The following is a 19,707-nucleotide window of genomic DNA, read 5'->3' as shown; positions in this document are numbered from 1 at the left end:
GCGGCGCGGTCACACGGGAAGGATGCGCATCCATCACAGGTACTGATCGAAATGGAACAACCTAAAGAACGTGGTCACGGCGCCGTCCATGAACGACCCGACCGGTTCGCTGCTTCGGCGGCGGATCCCGTTGCGGTCCCGGTACTCCCATAATTCGGCACCGTCCGGAGCGATCTTCAGCCGATAGCCGTAGCGTTCCGCCACACGACGATACCGGTCGAGAAGCCAGGCCGCCAGGGCAGGGCTTTCAATTCGCATCAGGAGTTCCGCGTTCTGCTGCAGCGATCTGGGATCGAAGTTCGGGGAGCCGATCAGGGATACGGTTCGGTCAATCACCGCGAGTTTCGTGTGCATGACCACCTTGGGGTGGTACGCGACACCGCCCTCTTCGTATCGGCGCACTGCATGCCCCCGAAACTCATGGATACCGACGCCGGCATTCAGCAGCCTTTGCCGATACCGCATATACCCGGCATGGACCGAGGGGTGGTTCGTTGACGCGTGAGAGTTCGTAAGGATCGTGACCGATACACCGCGAGCCGTCAGGGCCTCCAGCAGGCGGGCGCCATGCGGCTCCGGAATGAGGTAGGGTGTGACGATGAAGACGTCTGACCGCGCTGTGGACAGGGCCGTCAGGAAAGCGGCCTCCACGGCCCCCGCCTGTCCGGATTGGGCCGCGCGAATGCGGGCGGGAGGATCGGCGTGCAGACTCGCCCGGGCCTTGAATGTGGGCAGGTTGCGATGGCTTGCGGCGTCTTCGCCCGGAGCCGCCCCGTGGGGTTCAGATCGTGTGGAGAGCAAGAGATTTTCGTCTTTGCCGCTTCGCTCGGATTCTCGGTAGCGGGCGCTCAGGTCGTCCTGCCAGAAGGCTTCGAACACCGCACTGAAGCGGCCGACATCGGCCCCTTCGATCCGAATATCGAAATCGGTGAAATACGTGTCCGGATCCTTCAGAAAGTACTCGTCCGCGATATTCCGGCCGCCGACAATCGCGAGATTGCCATCTATCAGCAGCATCTTGCTGTGCATCCGGCGGTTCAGGCGCGGGAATTCCGCGAAGAAGCCGAGGGGCGCAGGCAGCGCCCGGCTGTGCGGATTAAAGAGCCGCAGCGTGACATTCGGGTGGGCCCCCAGTTGCGAAAGATCGCCGCCTTCCCAGCGGTGAAAGAAGTCGTCAAGCAGGACCCGCACCCTGACCCCCCGATCCGCAGCAGCAAGCAGCGCATCCTGAACTGCAAGCCCGACCGGATCAGACCGGAAGATGAAGGTCTTGATGTCGATCGATTGCGTCGCTTCCGCGAGTGCCTCCAGCCAGGCGTCCAGGGCTTCCGGGCCGTCCGGCAATGGCTTTACCTCAAGGGCGATGCCCTCCAGGCGCGAGACCGGCTCGACAGCCCCGTGCGGGAGGTCACTGTCGAGCCGGCTTGTCGGCGGCCCGGGACGCGCCGCCGACCGCTCGGAAAGCGGGCTGCACGCGGCGATCGCAGCGGCAAGAACCCCCACAAGTGCCATCTGCAAACCGGTCATACCACTCTCCTGACTGTCGCGCCGGTGGAGGCGCGCGACGTTCGGCGTCGGGCCAATGCCAATGCTAGGAAGCCGCGGCAGGCAGACCGAAGTTTCTTGCCCTTCCACAGGCGCCGAGCGCTTGGTCGCGGGGAGTTGAACGCGTCGGCACCCGTGACCCTTCGGGCGTTCCGTCACGCAATGGATTTCCAGGGCCGGGGCGTACGGTGTCCGCACTCAAAAGGAGTAAGGACATGTACGCAAAACTCTTCCTCTTCCTGGCAGTTTCGAGCCCGTTGCTTCTGACGGCCTGCGAAAGCTGGATGAAATGAAACCGGGGCAGGCTCTGAGCAGGGGCCTGCCGCCAACCTGGGATCCGGGGAAGACGGCAGCGTCGCATGCTGCAATACATCCTGATCGTGACGTTCCTGATATTGCCGGGATGCAGAGACCCCGCCGTGGGCGGGCGCTTTCTTTTCCGGCACGGCATGCCGGGTTCCTGCGTCTGATCCCCGGCAAACAGAGCTTGCGCCCTGCGCCCCCGCCCGTACGGAAAGGGGCGCAATGGTTTTGCAGATGCCTCAGGCCATTCGGCGATCGAGCACGACCTTGCGTTCGTTGACGACCCGGCGGTAATCGCCCCTGATCCAGCGCTGTTCGACCCCCCAGTATTCGTCGCTGCGGCGGTTGATCAGCACCGAGTTTGCCGCAAGCGTCATCAGGATGGCCTGACCTTTCTGGGTGCGGATCGTGGTGCGGGGCACCCCCGCCCAGTCGATCACGATGTCGAGCGACCGGCCGCTTGCATCCCGCGCATAGGGGCGGAAGTAGGCATCGTCGGCGCTGGTGAGCGTTCTGACGCCAGAGGTCGTCTTGACCCTGATCCTGTCGGATGGCCGGTGGACGACGGCGTAAAGCGTGAAGCCGTCCCGATCCGCCGTGCGGACCGCCGTCAGGACATAGCGGTCGGCGTCGGCGACACCATAGGCGCGCAGCACCGACCTGAAGTGATGGGTGGCCTCGCGCATGTGCCGGAAGATCTGGCCCGTGTCGCCGTCGGGCGTAACCCGATCAATCGAAGTCTTGTAGGCTGCCCTATAGGTCCGGTCGAGATTGACCTGGGACTTGGAGGCCACCATCGCGTTGTTCATCTGATGAAGATCGGCGTCGAGAAAGTATGGCACCGCAGCAATGCCTTCGACCAGGCCGACGAGGATCAGAAGCGGCGACGCCACGATGTAGCCAAGCCCCACGCCGATTGCGTGTGCCGGGTGCGTGACCTGAGGTGGCGGCGGCGCGGCGCAGGCCGCCAGCGATACGATTGCGACCATGGCCGACGTGTTCTTCAGTGCGTTCAGGATCATTTTCCTTCCCCCTCGTTTGGTGTCTCTTCGTTGTTGAAAGATCCCGGGCCCCTGGCGCAGGTCGCAGCACGGGACGGCCCCGGATCAGTGCCTGTGGGCTGCAACAGGGTTCTCAGGTGACGCTCGGATACGGGCATTCGCGCACCTGACTTGAACGCCTCCCAGAGATACGCCTGAGGCGTGCCGGAATAGCGTCGCGGCATATCGCCGGACCTTGCATCACGCGGCCAGGCCGTTCCCTCGTACCGTTGGGCGAGGCGGCGAATATGCGCAGCCTGTGCCGAAACGGTGAGCCCGGGAAAGTACAGGCGCGCGAGTTCCCTCAGGGCCTCGTCGCGCTGTCTTATACCCCGCTCGAGCCACCACGGAACGCCGCCATGCGCCTGCACGATTCCGAAGGATTCGTTGAGATCGTCACATTCCTTGGTCAGGAATTTTTCGATGGATCCAGCCAGCCAATCCCCGAGTTCGGGTGGCAACGGTTGTTCTGTTTGACAGCATTCCCGGACGGCGTCCAAGGCGGCAATTGCGTGTAACATGCACTCACCTCATCACATTGAAAGTACTGATAATTATAGACAAATTGCCGCCAATGCATCGTCAATCCAGGTTCCTTGACGGCGTCAAGAGGAACGTCAATTCGCGTCAATCCGTGCCGTTTGCTGTCAACGAAAGTCAGGAATTCCAAGTCGGTTTGCTTGGCGTGCCCCTTTGGCTAGTCTGATTCCCGATCCGCACGACTGAAACCGGGAGGGCGGATGAGGGACAGAAGAAGAAACATGTGGCGTGTCATTGGCGAGCCTAACTGGCCGGTCGCCTCGGAAGACATCGCGGCAAGCCTTGGAAACAAGCCCAAGGCCTTGCTTGCGTATCTTATCGTATCGGGCGCGGAGGTCACACGGCAGGAGATAGCCGAAGTGCTGTGGCCGGATGTCGAGCAATCGCGCGCCCGGCACAATCTGCGTCAGGCGCTTCTGACGATCCGCCAGGCCCTTGGTGATGCCCAGGCTTATCGTCTGGGCGCCAGCGGAGATATCCTGACCTTTGACATGACGGGGCTGGATAGCGACCTGGCGCGACTGGCCGAGATCGAAAGTGGCGCCCCGTCAAGTGCCGAGGAGATACTCGAGCTTTGCCGGGGCCCGCTTCTGAACCGGCTGGATGCACGATCGGCGACATTCGATGATCGCCTGCGGGAGTGGAGGGGCGCCCTGGACCTGCGCGTGGCGGCACTTCTGGGCCGGGCGCTCGACGGCAGCCTCGGACCGCTCAAGCCACGCACCGAAGAGAGACTGCGCCTGCGCCGGGCGGAGATTGCGGGATCCACCGGGACCGGTTCGGCGCGAGGGGGGCATCCTGATCCGGTTCTTTCGTCAGGCCCCCGGGGCCGTGGCCCGTTCTACTGGATCATTGCCGGTGCCGCGGGGCTGGCGACCGGTGCCGGCATTTTTCTTGCAGCTTTTGCCTTTTCACCCGACTTTCGCGTGCTTCTGAGAGACGCATTCCTGCATTCCGCCCAGTCGAGCCCAAGGATAGCCGTCCGGCCATTCACCTCGGTGAACGCGGTGGAAAAGGAGCAGAACCTCGCGGGAGGCGTCACGATCGGCGTGACCTATGCCCTTTACGCCATAACCGCCCGCGAGCTTTTTGTCGTAACGGTGCCACCAAGCAGCGACGGCGCTTTGACGAGGGACGCCCGCGATCTGGCGGGTGATCTTGGTGTCCGGTACCTCATCAGCGGCGCCCTGGAATGGGACGGCAACATCGTGCGCGTCTTCGTCAGGTGCTATGATGCGGAACTGGATGCGGATGTCTGGCAGGACAGGTTTGACAGTGATGTCACGGAAGCTTTCAGGCTTCAGGATGAAATCACCCTCCGCATTCTGAGAGGCCTGAACATCGATCTCAGTTCTGCGGAGCGCAACCGCATCCAGTATCTCGACGATACCGAGAGCCTTGAAGCGTGGCTTCTTGCCGCAAACGGGGTGCGGAACCTCATCAAGCTCGATCCGAAGAACCTCGACGAAGCCTATGCAAGCTATCGGCGCGCCCTCGACATCGACCCGGATTACATCAGCGCGCGCCGGGGGTTGGCGTGGCATGACTTGCTTAATGTCAGGTTCGGGAGTTCCCGAACCCCCGAAGCGGATTTGCGCGAAGCCCGCAACCACATCGACGTCATCCTCAGAAGGCGTCCTGAAGACGGGATGAGCCGTGCGATCGAAGGTCTGATGCTGCTTTTGGAAAACAACTGGGAGCAGGCCATTGACTCCGGGCTGGAAGCAACGCGCCTCCTGCCCGGATCGGCCGATGTCTGGGCGGTGCTCGCGCATTCCTACACGTTTGCCGGAGAGCCGGAGCGCGCGCTTGACGCGATCGAACGTGCGATGGAACTCAGCCCGGGGCATCCGGATTTCTACAACTGGATCAAGGGCCGCGCGCTGCGCCTCTCCGGATCGCACGACGCCGCCATCGAGTTGCTGGAGCGCAACCTGAAGGCAAACGGGAATGCAATCGTTCAGCTGGTGGAACTTGCAGCGGCCTATGCCGCCACCGACAGGATTGATGATGCAAGGCGGATCGCCAGGCTGGTGCGCCAGATCGAGCCCTCATTCTCGTCCTCTGAATGGGTGCTGCATCCGGCAATGTCATCTTCCGATGCGCAGAGCATCGAATTCGAGCTTCTGTCAAAGGCCGGGCTTTAGGCGGTGACGGATCAGGACACCCCAGATCAGGGCGACCCCGCGATCCAACTGCTGACGGGCCGCGATCTGACCTTTACGGGACCGGCAGCCCAGACCCGGATAAACGGCAAGATGCAGCGTGCCCTCTTCGTCGCGCTGGCGCTTGATGCCGGTCGCGAGCTTTCCCGTGACTGGCTGGCCGATCTTCTGTGGTCGGATACCGACCAGGCCACCGCCCGAAAGCGGCTGCGCATGACAATCCTGAACCTCAGGCGCAGTCTTGCGGATCGGCCGGAGATGCGGATTGCGGGATCTGCCGAGACCCTGTTGCTTGATATCGACCCCGCCGATGTCGACCTGCTACGCCTTCTGTCCCGCGGCGAAACGGATGACATGCAGACAAGGCTCCGTACCACGGAGCTCTACAAGGGCGATCTGCTTCCGCAGTTTCCGGAGATTTCAGACGTTTTCGACAGCTATCTGTCGGAGCGGCGCGCGGCTGCGCGCAGCCATTGCCTTGTGCTCCTCCACAGTATCTTGCGCGACGCGACTGAAGGCAGAAACGAGCGGGTGTTCGGCCAGGCATTCGGCGCGGCGACGTCACTTGATCCCGGCGACGAGACCACGGTGGAACTCGGCATGCGGTTCTGGGCCGGTTTGGGCAAACCAGACCATGTGAACCAGGTCTTTCAGGGCCACGCGACCCATGTGCGGGGGGTGCTTGATGCCGATGTCTCCGCCGACGTCGCCTCGCTGCGGGACAGCCTGATGGATGCCGCAGAAATAGCGCAGGTCCGGCGCAATCGGGTTGCACTGCGGGAGGCACAGCCAAACCCTGACCATCCGTTCCCGGCGATGGATCACGCCACCCTTGCCGGTCCGAAAACAGGCCTGCGTTCGCGTCAGATCGCCTGGATCACGACGGCAATCGCCATCGCAGTTGCGCTTGTCGTGTTCGCCGTCTCGCCGAAGCCTGCGCCGGGGCCGGTGTTTCTGATACGTCAGGCCGTTTCGGAGTACCCGCCATGCGACTCGGCGGAGCAGGTCAACCGACACGAGGCCACGCTGCTCGAGGCACTGGAAAGGATCGAGGACGGTACCATCCTCATCGGCCGGCTGCGCAGCCCGTTTGTCCGCTCGAATGTCGGTGTATTCATCGTTGAGCACTCCATAAGCTGCTCCACCGCCGGGGTGCGCTCGACCATCACGGTTCACGAGCGGGGAACGCGAACCGTTCTTGTCAGTCTCAGGATCGATGCAACGTCGGCTGACGCCGTGGAACTGCGCAATGCGATCGCCACGCATCTTCCGGGACAAACCTAGCATTGCGGGCGTCTTGCGGAACACATATGCAGGACCGCCGTGCCCTCTTATGGAACGCATTCGGACGGTGTTGCTGAAAAAGGATCGTGCGCTCGGGGCTTAACGCGGCCGTCTGACGGTATCGGTCAGACGCCTGCTATGCCAGCGTAACCAGTCATCTGCGGCCGTCGATTCCGGGCAATGCGGGCGCAAAACGGCCGTTGGCTGCGAGAGACCCAGACGTTTGCTTCTTGCTGATTTCTGGAGGAAGGGCGGGATATGATTTTCGCCGTATCTGCCTGTTCCGTGGGAACAAATGCGGGGACCACTTGATCAGAGGACCGCATGTTCCAGCCAAAACAGCGGTTCTTCATTTTGTGTGGCGGAGACGAAGGGATTCGAACCCTCGAGACGGTTTCCCGCCTACTCCCTTAGCAGGGGAGCGCCTTCGACCACTCGGCCACGTCTCCGCTGGCGGGTTTACCACTAAGACTCGGAGAAACAAGGGAAAAAGTATCGGTTGGGCTATCCAACTGAGATCACGATATTTTTTGCTTATCTCATTATGTTTCGATGTGTCTCAGATTATGGCCAGCGCAGAACGCAAAGTGGTGCAAAATCGGTGCAAGACAATCGGAGCTAACCAACTGATACTTCAAGAACAATTTGCAGTTTGTCTCAAAATGGCGTCGCAACCACATTTTGTGCCTTAAGTTTGTCTCACTATGTCGGTGCAAAAACGCGTACTCGCGCCTGCTCGCCGATCTTAAGTATCTATAACTAAATGTTTTTTTTGAATGGCAGCTCCCATATCAAGGGAGCGTCCTCAGCCTTGCCTACTCGCTGCATGTCCAGCGCACAGAAACCGTACCGGCCCAAATATGGTTCAAGAGCGAGGCGAGAGCGGGTTGCGCAGACGAACCAAACAAGTTCCGATAGCACCTTGATCAAGACAGGACATCCGAGGTCGCCAAGGCCGCCATAGAGCAAGGTGTAGATACGATGGAGATGCTAGCCCGCACGAGAGCGCTGGATAAGATCTACAAACGGCGTGACCGGTATGAGATCCCTGACTGGCAACGAGAGGAGGTATGGGGCACGCCTAAGTAGCAGGCACTGATCGATACCATCTTGCGTGGGTGGAAGCTTCCCAAGTTCTATTTCTTGAAGACGTCCGACAATCCCGCCGAGTTCGAGGTCCTCGATGGTCAGCAACGTTTGTCGGCGATCTGGGAGTTCATGGACGGTCAGCTTACGCTATCAACCGAAACCGCTAACCTGGTTGGCGGAGCGTCAAAATACCATGATTTGCCGGACACTTTCGCCGACGCCTTTGACGATTATGAAATTGAGTACGACGAAATTTCTGACGCGTCGGACGAAGAGTCCCGCGAGTTCTTCCAGAGACTGCAAGTCGGTCTGCCGCTGACCAGCAGTGAGCGTCTCAACGCCGTTGTCAGCAAGCTTCGCAATTTTTGCAGAAAGCAGGCCGAGCATAGCTTCTTTACCGAGACAACTACCGTCTCAAGCAAACGATACGGTCACTTCGATATCCTGACCAAAATCGCCGCTATCGAGATTGAAGGCCTCGATTCCGGCGTTCGGTGTGATGATATCAAAAAGATATTCGAAGAAAATTCGAACTTTTCCTCGAACTCAGCCGCTGCCAAGCGGATCAAGGCAGCGCTGGATATGTCGAGAAAGATTTTCGGGAAAGACTATAGCCCGCTAAGAAATCGAACACTGGTACAATCGACCCTTAAACTTATCTGTCACCTTAATAATGCCGGATTAAAGGACGGTTCGGAGAAGGAGCTCCGCGCATTTTTTGATGATTTCTTCAGTCACCTGGGCGCGCAAGTGGAGCTTGGTCAAGATGCTACTGACGTGGCAATGCTTAAGTTTCAACGCACGGTCAATGCCAATGTCCGCGGGGGCGCGAGGACAAGGCAAACGATCCTTCTCTCTCGACTATTCCGAAAGTATCCTCAGCTATTCAGCGTCTTAAGCAACTCGACTGAATTATCTCAGGATATGGACTCAGAGATCGTGAATTTAGCCAAGGAGATTAGTAATAGTATCGCGACGACAAATGAGTTGTACTCGGGCTCAGAGGGAAAGGACCTTTTCAAAGCGACGAATAAAACTGCATCTGCGCTCTCGCGGATCGGAAAGCCCATCAGTTCATTGGACGAATATAAATCCTTGATCGACGATCTCTATTTCGTTTTTCGGGAAAGCGTTGGCCAGAGGCTCGAAGACGATGTTCCGGTGCCCTTTATGGATGTAACCGCACTAAGGACCCAAATCCGACACGACACAGATCATGGAAAGGCGAACAAAGTCGCAAAGAAGAAGAAGGACTTGGCCGCAACGTTTCGAAAATACGCTGGTGGCGGGTCTCCAGAGAGTTCCGACCCCACTTCGCTTAAGCTGGCTCAAGCCAATCTCTTGTCTGAATTGGCCGATGAGTTGAAAAAGCTCATGAAGAAGTTTGGCTGATCTAAAGGACTAAAAGGCGTGCTAAATCCGTGCATTTTGGACAACCTGCCCTGCAACTCCTTGAAAGTAATGAATAAAATATGATAATGCCCATCCTTAGCAGGGGAGCACCTTCGACCACTCGGCCACGTCTCCGCCGGCGGGTGTAGCGAAGGCGGGCGGGCGCGGCAAGGTGAAATGCCGCGCCGGGGCCGGGCTTTCGGTCAGACGTAGCTCATGACGCCGACGACGTCCTCTTCGATGGCGAAGAGGTTCATGCTGTTCAGATCGCCCTCGGCGAGGCCCGCGAGGAAGACGGAGCTGTCGTCAGCGACCTGAACGAGGAGCCCACCATCGACGGTCTGCACGAGCGAGAGCGGATCGAGGGGGCCCAGCCAGGCGTCGTATTCGATCAGCATCACGTCCTCGAGCGGGTTGAAATCGAGGATCACGTCGTTGCCGTGGCCCGTGGTGCCGCCCAGCCCGTCATCGTCGCGGTCGAAGTAGAATTCGTCCGCGCCCGCGCCGCCGGAGAGGATATCGTCGCCGAAGAGCCCGGCGATCTGGTCGTTGCCGTCGCCGCCCAGCACCTCGTCATCGTCGAAGGACGCAAGGATCAGGTCGTTGCCCGCGCCTGCGTCGATGTAGGTGACGGTGTTCGTGGTGATGAAGAAGGCGTCGTCGTAATCGGTGCCGATGATGCGCTCCACGTCCTCCAGCAGGCCGCGCTGGGTGTAGGGATCGGGGTAGCCGTAGGGATCGTAGATCTCGACGACAAGCTGCGGTTCGAATCCGTAATCTTCGTTGAAGATGCCGACGCCGGTTTCGAAGCCGGAGTAGTCGGCCGTGTCGGTGCCCTCGCCGCCCCGGAAGTTATCCTGGGTCGTGACCGCTAGAAGCGTATCGTTGCCGAGGCCGCCGTCATAGATCGCGTAGTCGAACTGGCCCTGGAAGATGTCGTCGCCATCGGTGCCGTAGACCCATCCGCCGGTCAGCGTGACGGGGGTGGCGGTGACGGCGAGGTTGTCGCTTTCGTCGTCGAACGGCCCGGAATAGGGGGTGTCCGGGTAGACGACGGAGATCACGTACCAGTTGCCGCTGGGGAAGTATTCGCCGAGGTCGTACTGGGTGAAGAGTTCGCCCGTTTCGCCGAGGCCGACCGAGATGTATTCGGAGCCCATCTGCAAATCGTCTTCCGAAAGCACCGCATCGCGCGAGAAGAAGGTGGTGACGCCGAAGCTGGTGGGCCCGGTGTTGCCGTCGTTCGAAATCACGTGGCGGACGTCGATCGTTGCCCCGTAGAGGCCAATGGCCGGATCGGGGTTGAGGCTGGTGTAGGAGGTTGGCAGGACCTCGACGCTTTCCATCGCGAAATCGGTGATCTGGGGATCGATGGTGATCTGCGTCCAGCCCGAGAGGTTGTCGGTCTCATCGCTTTCGGCGAGGTCACCGCCCGCATCGGCCACCGCTGCCACGTAATAGGTGCCGGGCGCGAGACCCGTGGTGTCGAGGGTACCCGAGAAGCTGCCCGTGCTGCCGGTGGCGAGGGTGCCGGTGTTCTGCAGGCCGAAGATTTCGACTACGCTTCCCATGTCGGGGGCGGTGGCGATCACCAGCTGGGTGGTGGAGGGGGCGGCGTCGATCACGCCGTCGGAGCCCACGGACCAGTCGAAGGAAATCGGTTCGCCCTCGATCACCGTGGTGCCGCCCTGGGCCGTGACCGGCCCGGCGGAGAGGTTCGGGTCGCGGGGCACGATGACCTCGGCGAAGCTTTGGGTCATGTCGGTTAAGGCGAAGCTTTCGACATTGGTGATGGTGTCGGTGCTGCCGTCGGGGGCGGTGATCTGCACGGTGACCGCATCGATCTGGGTGACGGTGTAGTCGTCGCGGGGGCCGTCGAATGTGACGGTGTCGAGCCCCGCGCCGCCGTCGATCTGGTCGGAGCCAGCGCCGCCCGTGAGGCGGTCGTCGCCGAGCCCGCCGTCGAGCACATCGTCATCGGCGCCGCCGTCGAGGATATCGGCGCCGTCGCCGCCGAGCAGGATATCGAGCCCGATGCCGCCGAGGAGGGTGTCGTTGCCGAGGCCGCCGTCGAGGCTGTCATCGTCGGCGCCGCCGTCGAGGGTGTCCGCGCCGTCGCCGCCGAGGAGGGTGTCGAGCCCGGCGCCGCCGAGAAGCGTGTCGTCGCCGGTGCCGCCGTCGAGGGTGTCGCTGCCGCCCAGGCCTTCGAGGATGTCGTTGCCGTCGAGGCCGAGGATCACATCGTCGTTTTCGGTGCCGATCAGGTGATTGTCGCGCTTGTTGCCCTTGATCTCGCCGTTTCCGCTGCCCTTGCCGCCTCTTGCCATCCCGCGTCTCCGATATCCCTAGGGTTGAAAAGTGCCGAAGGGTTTACCGGGAAATGGGGCGGAAATGTGGCGATCGCCGGATTTTCGGGCCGTCAGGAGAGGAGGCGGAGGAGCCGTGCCGCGTCTGCCTCGCTGAGCCGGGCGGCGAAGGATTTTTCGAGCGCGGCCCGATAGATGGGCCACATCGCGTCTTTCACCGTGCGGCCCGCGTCGGTGATGCGGACGATCTGGCCGCGCCCGTCGCTGTCGCATTCCTCACGCGTGGCATAGCCGGCTTTCACCACACGGGAGAGCAGGCGGGAGAGGTTGTATTGCCGGATCAGCATTTCGGACTGGAGCTGGAACGGGCGGAGCCCGTTTGGGCCGGCGCGGTCGAGCTCGAGCAGGAGATCGTACCAGAGGAGCGGGGGAAGGCCGGCGGATTTGAGCGCGGTCTCGATGTCCTGGCGGACGTCCTCGGTCAGGCGGAGGGCACGGGCCCAGGCCTTCACGTGGCTGTCGGTGAGGGGCGTGTCTGTCATGGCCCCGGCGTAGCAAATTGATGCAGTTGCATCAAGATTGACATTACGTGCATGTGCATTTATATTCATGCATCTGCATATTCATGGAGGCCAAGATGGCAGAGACAGTTTTTCCCCAAGCCGGTGCGCCTGCGGCCCGGCCCGGCGGCCCTATCCAGCTGGCCGGGCAGGGCGGGGTGCCGCGGCTGACGCTCGTCAGTCACAAGCTCTGCCCCTATGTGCAGCGGGTGGCGATCGTGCTGGCGGAAAAGGGGTTGCCTTACGAGCGGATCTATATCGACCTTGCGCATAAGCCCCGGTGGTTTCTGGAGCTGTCGCCGCTCGGGAAAACGCCGCTTCTGAAAGTCGAGACGGGTACGGGCGATGCCCATGTGGTGTTCGAATCCGCCGTGATCGCGGAGTTTCTGGAGGATGTGTTTTCTCATCCGATGCACCCCGTCGATCCGCTGGCGCGGGCGGGGCACCGTGGCTGGGTGGAGGTGGCGTCGTCGATCCTGAACGGGATCGCGCGGCTTTACGGCGCACGAGACGCAGAGGTGTTCGAGCGGGAATGGCAGGGGCTGAGGGCGGCCTTCGAGCGGGTCGAGGCGGAGCTGTCGCAGGCAGGGCGCCGGCCCTATTTCGGCGGGTGACGGCGTGGCGGCGCGCGCTGGCCAAGCGGGAGAGCGTGCGCGGGGCGGTGACGCGGGATTACCCCGATCTGCTGGCGGCGTTCCTGATCGGGCGGAAAACCGAGATCTCGCGCCGGATGGCGTGAGGGGCCGGGATCAGGTGTTGAACAGGAAGTGCAGGACGTCGCCGTCCTTCACGACGTAGGATTTGCCTTCGGCGCGCATCTTGCCTGCGTCCTTCGCCGCCTGTTCGCCGCCCAGGGCCACGTAGTCGTCATAGGCGATGGTTTCGGCGCGGATGAAGCCGCGTTCGAAATCGCCGTGGATGACGCCGGCGGCCTGGGGGGCTTTCGTGCCCGTTGGGATCGTCCAGGCGCGGGCCTCTTTCGGGCCTGCGGTGAAATAGGTCTGGAGGTGCAGAAGCGCGTAGCCCGCGCGGATCATGCGATCGAGCCCCGCCTCGTCGAGCCCCAGCTCCTCGAGGAACATGGCGGCCTCGTCGGGATCGAGCTGGCTGATCTCCTCCTCGATCTTGGCCGAGATCACCACCGAGGCCGCGCCTTGGGCCGCGGCCATTTCGGCCACGCGGGCGCTATGGGCGTTGCCGGTGGCGGCCTCGCTTTCATCGACGTTGCAGACGTAGAGGACGGGTTTCTGCGTCAGAAGCTGAAGGCCGAGCCAGGCCTTGCGGTCTTCGTCCGAGACCTCGACCGTGCGGGCGGGGCGGCCCTCTTCCAGCGCGGCCTGGGCGGCCTTGAGGAGGCGTTCCTGCAGCACCGCCTCCTTGTCGCCGCCGCGCACCTTGCGGACGATGTTCTGGAGCCGCTTTTCGATCGATTCGAGATCGGCGAGCATCAGTTCGGTTTCGATCGTCTCGGCATCGGCGATGGGATCGACCCGGCCTTCCACATGGGTGACGTCGCCGTCTTCGAAGCAGCGCAGGACATGGGCGATGGCGTCGCATTCGCGGATGTTGGCGAGAAACTGGTTGCCGAGCCCTTCGCCCTTCGACGCGCCTTTCACGAGACCCGCGATATCCACGAAGGTCATCCGCGCGGGGATCACCTGTTTCGATTTCGCGATCTCGGCGAGCCGATCGAGCCTGGCGTCCGGGACCGAGACCTCGCCCACGTTGGGTTCGATCGTGCAGAAGGGGAAGTTCGCGGCCTGCGCGGCCGCGGTGCGCGTGAGCGCGTTGAAGAGCGTTGATTTGCCGACATTCGGCAGCCCGACGATCCCGGTTTTGAAGCCCATGAACATTCTCCTCTGGCGCCGCGCTACTTAGGGCGGAGGTTGGCGGGGTGCAAGGCGCGTTGGGGGATGGGCGCGGGCTGTGGCACACTCGGCCGGTAAGACCGGAGGAGTGCGAGATGAGACCGACCCCCTACCTGAGCTTTCAGGGCACCTGCCGCGAGGCGATGGAGACCTATGCCGGGATTTTCGGCGCGAGGTGTTCGACACGCTCGCCGATGGCGGGCAGGTGCGGATGGCGTACAAGCCCACGTTCCGGTCGCCCGGCTTCGGTACGCTGACCGACCGGTTCGGCGTGCACTGGATGGTGTCGAGCACCGAGCCTGTCGAGGGTTAGTACTCGTCCCGGTCGCGCATGATGCGGCGTTCGCGCCGGTCCTCGCGAGCCTGGAAGATCAGGATCCAGGCGAGGACGATGAACATCGGGTGGGTGAGCCCGCCCGAGAAGATCAGCGCCGGGATCCAGATGATGAAGACGATGATCGCGAGAATCGGCCGTCCGGTCAGCAGGATCGAGAGCGGCGGCAGGAGGAGGGCGAGGATATAGTTCATCGCGTTAACATGGGAGCTTTGGCGCCCCGCGCCAAGCCCACCCCTTGCATCCGGCGCGCCCTTGGGCGACAGGGAAGGCGAACCGCGAAGGGGGCGGAGCGATGAGCCGGATCGACAGGAAATTTGCAGAGCTGCGCCAGGCCGGGCGCAAGGCCTTCGTGGCCTATATGATGGCGGGCGATCCCGACCGGGACACCTCGCTTCAGGTGATGCGCGGGCTGCCGGAGGCGGGGGTGGACGTGATCGAGCTGGGCCTGCCCTTCACCGATCCGATGGCCGATGGCCCGACGATCCAGCTGGCCGGGCAGAGAGCGCTTGAAGCCGGGCAGACGCTGCAGCGCACGCTCGACATGGTGCGGGCGTTCCGCAAGGACGATGGCGACACGCCGATCGTGCTGATGGGCTATTACAACCCGATCTATTCGCGGGGGGTGGACCGGTTTCTGAAGGATGCGACGGAGGCCGGGGTAGACGGGCTGATCATCGTCGACCTGCCGCCCGAGGAGGACGAGGAGCTGTGCATTCCGGCGCAGGCCGCCGGGCTGAACTTCATCCGGCTGGCGACGCCCACGACGGATGAAAAGCGGCTGCCCACGGTGCTGCAGAATACATCCGGCTTCGTCTATTACGTGTCGATCACCGGGATCACCGGGGCGGCGGATGCCGTGGCGGGCGACGTGGGCCCCGAGGTGGCGCGGATCAAGGCCTCGACCGACCTGCCGGTGGTCGTGGGCTTCGGCATCAAGACGCCGGAGGCGGCGGAGCGCATCGCCTCGGTCTCGGACGGGGCGGTGGTGGGATCGGCCATCGTCGAGCGGATCGGGCGGGGCGACAGCGCCGCCGATGTGCTGGCCTTCGTGAAAACCCTGTCGGACGGCGCGCACCGCGCCTGACGTTTCAGGCGCAGTTGCGGCAGCGGGGCGCGTGCGGCACGGCGTCGAGCCGTTCCGGCGAAATCTCGTCGCCGCAGTTCACGCAGATGCCGAATGTGCCGTCCTCGATCCGCTTCAGTGCGGCTTCGATCATGCGGATCTCGGCGAGGCCCGCGGTGCCCAGGCTTTCCAGCATCTCATCGGATTCGCGTTCGGTCGCGCGTTCCTCGGCATCGGGGCTCGGGCGTTCGTCGAGCGCATCCTCCACCTCGTGAAGCCTGTCGTTCAGCTCCGCCAGCCGGGCGCGCAGTATGGTTTCGTAATGGTTTGCGTCCAACATCAGGCCCTCCCGCCGATTGAGTGATCCATTCTTGCGCGGCTCCGGGGGGGGGGGCATTGATTTGGATCAGGTGGCGGGAGCGCCCTGCGCGCAAGCGCCAATCGCCGCATTGCGCCGGAATTGCGGTGTTGCTAGGCCCGATGCAGCTAGGAAGAAGGACCAGCACGATGCCCGTTATCGCCGAAATCGCGGACCTGAAGCGGATCTACAAGCGCCGGGTGCCGAAGATGTTCTACGATTACGCGGAATCGGGGAGCTGGACGGAACAGACCTTCCGCGAGAACACCACCGATTTCGACAAGATCCGCCTGCGCCAGCGGGTGGCCGTCGACATGACCGGGCGCACGACGAAGACGCAGATGATCGGGCATGACGTGTCGATGCCCGTGGCGCTGGCGCCGGTGGGGATCACCGGCATGCAGCATGCCGATGGCGAGATCCTGGCCGCGAAGGCGGCGGAGAAGTTCGGGGTGCCCTTCACACTGTCGACCATGTCGGTCTGTTCGATCGAGGATGTGGCGTCGAACACCTCGGCCCCGTTCTGGTTTCAGGTCTACACCTTGAAAGATGACGATTTCATGCGCCGCCTGATGGCGCGGGCGAAGGACGCGAAATGTTCTGCGATCGTCATCACGCTGGACCTTCAGGTGCTGGGCCAGCGGCACAAGGATATCAAGAACGGGCTGTCGGCCCCGCCGAAGCTGACCGTGAAATCGGTGGCGAACATGGCGACGAAATGGGGCTGGGGGCTGAACATGCTGCAGACCCACCGGCGGAGTTTCGGAAACATCATCGGGCATGTGGACAGCGTGTCGGATCCCCGGTCGCTGTCGACCTGGACGGCAGAGGCGTTCGACCCCGCGCTGAACTGGGAGCGGGTAAAGGAACTGCGCAGGATGTGGGACGGCCCGGTGATCCTGAAGGGCATCCTTGACGTGGAGGACGCGAAGAAGGCGCTGGACGTCGGCGCCGATGCGATCATCGTGTCGAACCATGGCGGACGGCAGCTTGACGGCGCCCTGTCGGCGATCCGCGTCCTCGGGCCCATCGTCGACGCGGTGGGAGACAAGATCGAGGTGCATTTCGATTCCGGCATCCGCTCTGGTCAGGACGTGCTGAAGGCGATGGCGATGGGGGCGAAGGGCACGTATATCGGCCGCGCCTATATCTATGGTCTGGGCGCCATGGGGCAGGCGGGCGTGACGAAGGCGCTTGAGGTCATCCATAAGGAACTCGACACGTCGATGGCGCTGTGCGGGCGGACGGATATCACCGATGTGGATCGCGATATCCTTATGATCCCGGAGGATTTCGAAGGGCGCTGGGCGAACCGCTGACGGCACGGCGCGTGCAGATCTTCCTCGACCCTGGCTTTGCCTTCCTCGCGGTTCCGAAGACGGGATCGACGGCCTACGAGGCCGCGATGCGCCCCTTCGCGGATATCGACGTGACGCGCCCGCCGCGCGACCGGCACATGACGGCGCGACGTTTCGACAGGACGTGGCGGCGATCGGTGCGGTCGCAATGGGGTGTCGAGGTGGAGACCGTTGCGGTGCTGCGCGATCCGCTGGAGCGGATGAAAAGCTGGTACCGCTACCGCAGCGCGCCGGAGCGGCGGAACACGGTGACAGGGATGAGTTTCGATGCCTTCGTGACGGCCGCCTTGCAGGACACCCCGCCGCCTGCCGCGCGGATCGGATCGCAGGACAGTTTCGTGTCGTCGAAGCGAGGCAGGATCCTTGTCACGCATCTTTTCGCGGTGGAGGCGCCCGAGCCCCTCGTCGATTTCCTGTCGGGGCTGATCGGAAGCGCGATCCGGCCGGGGCAGATGAACGTCTCGCCCGCCGTCGATGTCAGCCTGAGCCCCGAGACGGAGGCGCGGTTCCGCGCCGGGCGCGCGGCGGAGTTCGCGCTTTACGAGGCGGTGCGCGCCGCGGGGCACCTGGTGACGCGCTAGCGCACCGGTTGCAACGTTCCGTCGTCAGCGCCCCGTGATCCGCCGCCAAAAGCCGCGAAGCCGCCCCCGCGCCTCTTCGGAGGCGTCGTGCAGTTCATCCACCATCGGTTCGATCCGCCGCGCGCGGAACCGCCGCCAGACGCGCCAAAGCCAGAACACGACCCCCGCAAGAACCACGAAGAACAGGATGTTGAACCAGTTCATCGCTTTCGCGTCGGGCCCCGTCACGGGCCGCACCGACACCGCGTTGGGGAAGATCGAGAACCATTCGTTCCGCCAGCCGTAATGGCGCACCTCGACCCATCGCGGTTCGGCCTGCGTCGACACCAGATCGCGGGTGATCGCCTGTAGGTTCGCGCTGTCGAACTTGAAATAGGGCGGCCAGCCCCAGCCGGTATCCTCGTTGCGGTAGACGATGGGTTTGCCGTTCGGGCGGATCGCCTCGATGAACGGGATGTCGCGGTTGATCGTGCCCACCGCATCGCCGGAGCCCGCCGTGCCCCAGAAGATCGAATTCGCGCCGAAATCGACGCGCCGCACCTCGGTGTTCACGACGCGGACGATATCGTGCTGTGGCAGGGTGTAGTGCAGGACGGAGCCGATCAGCAGGACGAAGACGGCAAGCAGGGCCCAGAGCACATAGCGCATCGGAAATCTCCAAGGGTGGGGTGCCCCATACATAGGAAGACCCCGGCCAGGGGGCAATCGGCATCAGCCGTCTTCGCCATCGGGATCGCGGGCCGCGATCCTCTCTCCCTTCCGACGTTCGACGCCCTGGGCGAGCCCGATGCCCACCAGAACGAGGATCGGCGCCCAGACGAGTGCGGCCTTGAGCCCGAGGGCCAGGAAGTGCCGCAGGCTGTCGCCGGGCCGGGCGGCCAGCGCGGAGAGGCCGATGCCCGCATCGGAATAGATCGCGACGAAGAGCACTGCGCCCAGAAGGACGAGCCCCGCCGCGGACAGCGTCAGCGCCTGGGCGAGGCCGTGCAACGTATCGGGGAAGCGCCGCGCCAGCATGACGGGCAGCACCCCGCCCGCGAGGCCCAGGGTAAGGATGGGAATGACCGTCGATACCGTCCAGTCCATGGCCCCAATCTGGGGCGCGCGGACGCCGCCGCCAAGGGCGAATCCCGCTTTTCGAACGTCCCGTTTCGTGAAACACACGTGCCATGAGACTTGAGGGAAAAACCGCGATCGTGACCGGTGCGGGATCGGGCTTCGGCGCCGGGATTGCCCGCGCCTTTGCCCGCGAGGGGGCCGAGGTTCTGGCCGCGGATATCAACGGCGATGCCGCGCAGGCCCTGGCCGAGGAGATCGGGGCGCGCCACAGCGCGACGGATGTGGCCGATGGCGAGAGCGTGCGCGCGATGGCCGGGGCGGCGCTGGAGGCGTGGGGGCGGATCGACATCCTGGTGAACAATGCCGGGATCACCCATCTGCCCGCGCCGATGGAGGAGGTGTCGGAAGAGGATTTCGACCGCGTCCTCGCGGTGAACGTGAAATCGATCTACCTGACCGCGCGCGAGATCGTGCCGGCGATGAAACATGCCGGCCAGGGCGCGATCCTGAACATCGCCTCGACCGCGGGCGTGTCGCCGCGCCCCCGGCTGAACTGGTACAACGCCTCGAAAGGCTGGGTCATCACCGCGACGCGGGCGATGGCGGTGGAACTGGCGCCCTCGGGGATCCGAGTGAACGCGCTCAACCCGGTGGCGGGGGAAACGCCGCTTCTGAAATCCTTCATGGGCGAGGATACGCCCGAGATGCGGGCGAAATTCCTCTCGACGATCCCGCTGGGGCGGTTTTCGACACCCGAGGACATGGCGAATGCCGCGCTCTACCTCTGTTCCGACGAGGCCAGCATGGTCACCGGCGTCGCGATGGAGGTGGATGGCGGGCGCTGTATCTGAGGCGAGGG

General features: G+C 63.0%; 20 protein-coding genes and 1 tRNA gene. 10 read left to right on the top strand and 11 right to left on the bottom strand.

Annotated features, from left to right (window positions below; genetic code table 11):
• Positions 1-33: 33 nt before the first annotated feature.
• From RXV90_RS09085 to RXV90_RS09075, 3 genes are all read right to left on the bottom strand, one after another.
• Entirely contained in the window at positions 34-1,527 is a 1,494-nt protein-coding gene (locus tag RXV90_RS09085; protein WP_316648283.1) for a phospholipase D-like domain-containing protein, read from the bottom strand.
• 560 nt (positions 1,528-2,087) lie between these two features.
• On the bottom strand, positions 2,088-2,870 hold the full coding sequence (locus RXV90_RS09080; RefSeq protein WP_316648282.1) for a hypothetical protein: 783 nt from the start codon (positions 2,868-2,870) through the stop codon (positions 2,088-2,090).
• On the bottom strand, positions 2,867-3,409 hold the full coding sequence (locus tag RXV90_RS09075; protein WP_316648281.1) for a hypothetical protein: 543 nt from the start codon (positions 3,407-3,409) through the stop codon (positions 2,867-2,869). The genes RXV90_RS09080 and RXV90_RS09075 overlap by 4 nt, the downstream gene beginning before the upstream one ends.
• 240 nt (positions 3,410-3,649) lie before the next feature.
• Here RXV90_RS09075 and RXV90_RS09070 point away from each other — a divergent pair, with 240 nt between their 5' ends.
• On the top strand, positions 3,650-5,575 hold the full coding sequence (locus RXV90_RS09070) for a hypothetical protein (RefSeq protein WP_316648279.1): 1,926 nt from the start codon (positions 3,650-3,652) through the stop codon (positions 5,573-5,575).
• Positions 5,576-5,578: 3 nt separating this feature from the next.
• Entirely contained in the window at positions 5,579-6,877 is a 1,299-nt protein-coding gene (locus tag RXV90_RS09065) for an AfsR/SARP family transcriptional regulator (protein WP_316648278.1), read from the top strand.
• A gap of 359 nt (positions 6,878-7,236) precedes the next feature.
• Here the strand turns inward: RXV90_RS09065 and RXV90_RS09060 are convergent.
• Positions 7,237-7,326 (bottom strand) — tRNA-Ser (locus RXV90_RS09060).
• Positions 7,327-7,972: 646 nt separating this feature from the next.
• On the opposite strand from RXV90_RS09060, the gene RXV90_RS09055 reads away from it, so the two are divergent.
• Positions 7,973-9,358 carry a DUF262 domain-containing protein gene (locus tag RXV90_RS09055; protein WP_316648482.1) on the top strand — a complete coding sequence of 462 codons (1,386 nt, stop codon included), beginning with the start codon at positions 7,973-7,975 and terminating at the stop codon, positions 9,356-9,358.
• 203 nt (positions 9,359-9,561) lie between these two features.
• Here the strand turns inward: RXV90_RS09055 and RXV90_RS09050 are convergent, their stop codons facing one another.
• Positions 9,562-11,685: a hypothetical protein gene (locus tag RXV90_RS09050; RefSeq protein WP_316648276.1), complete on the bottom strand. Its 2,124-nt coding sequence runs from the start codon at positions 11,683-11,685 to the stop codon at positions 9,562-9,564.
• Positions 11,686-11,777: 92 nt separating this feature from the next.
• Positions 11,778-12,206 (bottom strand): MarR family winged helix-turn-helix transcriptional regulator, encoded by a 429-nt coding sequence (locus RXV90_RS09045; protein WP_316648275.1) that lies wholly within the window; start codon positions 12,204-12,206, stop codon positions 11,778-11,780.
• Between the two features lie 95 nt (positions 12,207-12,301).
• Here RXV90_RS09045 and RXV90_RS09040 point away from each other — a divergent pair, with 95 nt between their 5' ends.
• Entirely contained in the window at positions 12,302-12,838 is a 537-nt protein-coding gene (locus tag RXV90_RS09040; protein ID WP_316648274.1) for a glutathione S-transferase family protein, read from the top strand.
• Positions 12,835-12,963, top strand: a complete 129-nt coding sequence (locus RXV90_RS09035) for a hypothetical protein (RefSeq protein ID WP_316648273.1) — start codon at positions 12,835-12,837, stop codon at positions 12,961-12,963. The genes RXV90_RS09040 and RXV90_RS09035 overlap by 4 nt, the downstream gene beginning before the upstream one ends.
• Positions 12,964-12,973: 10 nt before the next feature.
• On the opposite strand, the gene ychF is transcribed toward RXV90_RS09035, so the two are convergent.
• Positions 12,974-14,071 carry a redox-regulated ATPase YchF gene (ychF, locus tag RXV90_RS09030; protein ID WP_316648272.1) on the bottom strand — a complete coding sequence of 366 codons (1,098 nt, stop codon included), beginning with the start codon at positions 14,069-14,071 and terminating at the stop codon, positions 12,974-12,976.
• A 109-nt stretch (positions 14,072-14,180) separates the two neighbouring features.
• On the opposite strand from ychF, the gene RXV90_RS09025 reads away from it, so the two are divergent.
• Positions 14,181-14,405: a VOC family protein gene (locus tag RXV90_RS09025; RefSeq protein ID WP_316648271.1), complete on the top strand. Its 225-nt coding sequence runs from the start codon at positions 14,181-14,183 to the stop codon at positions 14,403-14,405.
• Here RXV90_RS09025 and RXV90_RS09020 read toward each other — a convergent pair.
• Positions 14,402-14,620 carry a hypothetical protein gene (locus RXV90_RS09020; protein ID WP_316648270.1) on the bottom strand — a complete coding sequence of 73 codons (219 nt, stop codon included), beginning with the start codon at positions 14,618-14,620 and terminating at the stop codon, positions 14,402-14,404. The genes RXV90_RS09025 and RXV90_RS09020 overlap by 4 nt on opposite strands.
• A gap of 101 nt (positions 14,621-14,721) precedes the next feature.
• Here RXV90_RS09020 and trpA point away from each other — a divergent pair, with 101 nt between their 5' ends.
• Positions 14,722-15,513, top strand: coding sequence for a tryptophan synthase subunit alpha (trpA, locus tag RXV90_RS09015; protein WP_316648269.1), 792 nt, complete (start codon positions 14,722-14,724; stop codon positions 15,511-15,513).
• Between the two features lie 4 nt (positions 15,514-15,517).
• On the opposite strand, the gene RXV90_RS09010 is transcribed toward trpA, so the two are convergent.
• Positions 15,518-15,832 carry a TraR/DksA family transcriptional regulator gene (locus RXV90_RS09010; RefSeq protein WP_316648266.1) on the bottom strand — a complete coding sequence of 105 codons (315 nt, stop codon included), beginning with the start codon at positions 15,830-15,832 and terminating at the stop codon, positions 15,518-15,520.
• A 167-nt stretch (positions 15,833-15,999) separates the two neighbouring features.
• Between RXV90_RS09010 and RXV90_RS09005 the strand changes: the two genes are divergently transcribed.
• Positions 16,000-17,169, top strand: a complete 1,170-nt coding sequence (locus RXV90_RS09005) for an alpha-hydroxy acid oxidase (RefSeq protein ID WP_316648265.1) — start codon at positions 16,000-16,002, stop codon at positions 17,167-17,169.
• 11 nt (positions 17,170-17,180) lie between these two features.
• Positions 17,181-17,789, top strand: a complete 609-nt coding sequence (locus RXV90_RS09000) for a sulfotransferase family 2 domain-containing protein (RefSeq protein ID WP_316648264.1) — start codon at positions 17,181-17,183, stop codon at positions 17,787-17,789.
• A 24-nt stretch (positions 17,790-17,813) separates the two neighbouring features.
• On the opposite strand, the gene RXV90_RS08995 is transcribed toward RXV90_RS09000, so the two are convergent.
• Together RXV90_RS08995 and RXV90_RS08990 are read right to left on the bottom strand one after the other, a co-directional pair.
• Positions 17,814-18,437, bottom strand: coding sequence for a DUF1523 family protein (locus RXV90_RS08995; protein ID WP_316648263.1), 624 nt, complete (start codon positions 18,435-18,437; stop codon positions 17,814-17,816).
• A gap of 63 nt (positions 18,438-18,500) precedes the next feature.
• Positions 18,501-18,875 (bottom strand): hypothetical protein, encoded by a 375-nt coding sequence (locus tag RXV90_RS08990; RefSeq protein WP_316648261.1) that lies wholly within the window; start codon positions 18,873-18,875, stop codon positions 18,501-18,503.
• Between the two features lie 83 nt (positions 18,876-18,958).
• Here RXV90_RS08990 and RXV90_RS08985 point away from each other — a divergent pair, with 83 nt between their 5' ends.
• Positions 18,959-19,699, top strand: a complete 741-nt coding sequence (locus RXV90_RS08985) for an SDR family oxidoreductase (protein ID WP_316648260.1) — start codon at positions 18,959-18,961, stop codon at positions 19,697-19,699.
• Positions 19,700-19,707: the final 8 nt, after the last annotated feature.

Origin of the sequence: Ovoidimarina sediminis (assembly GCF_032586175.1) — a bacterium.
Lineage (GTDB): Bacteria > Pseudomonadota > Alphaproteobacteria > Rhodobacterales > Rhodobacteraceae > Ovoidimarina > Ovoidimarina sediminis.
Note: the sequence above shows the minus strand (reverse complement) of the source record. Positions and strands in the feature narration are given on the sequence as shown.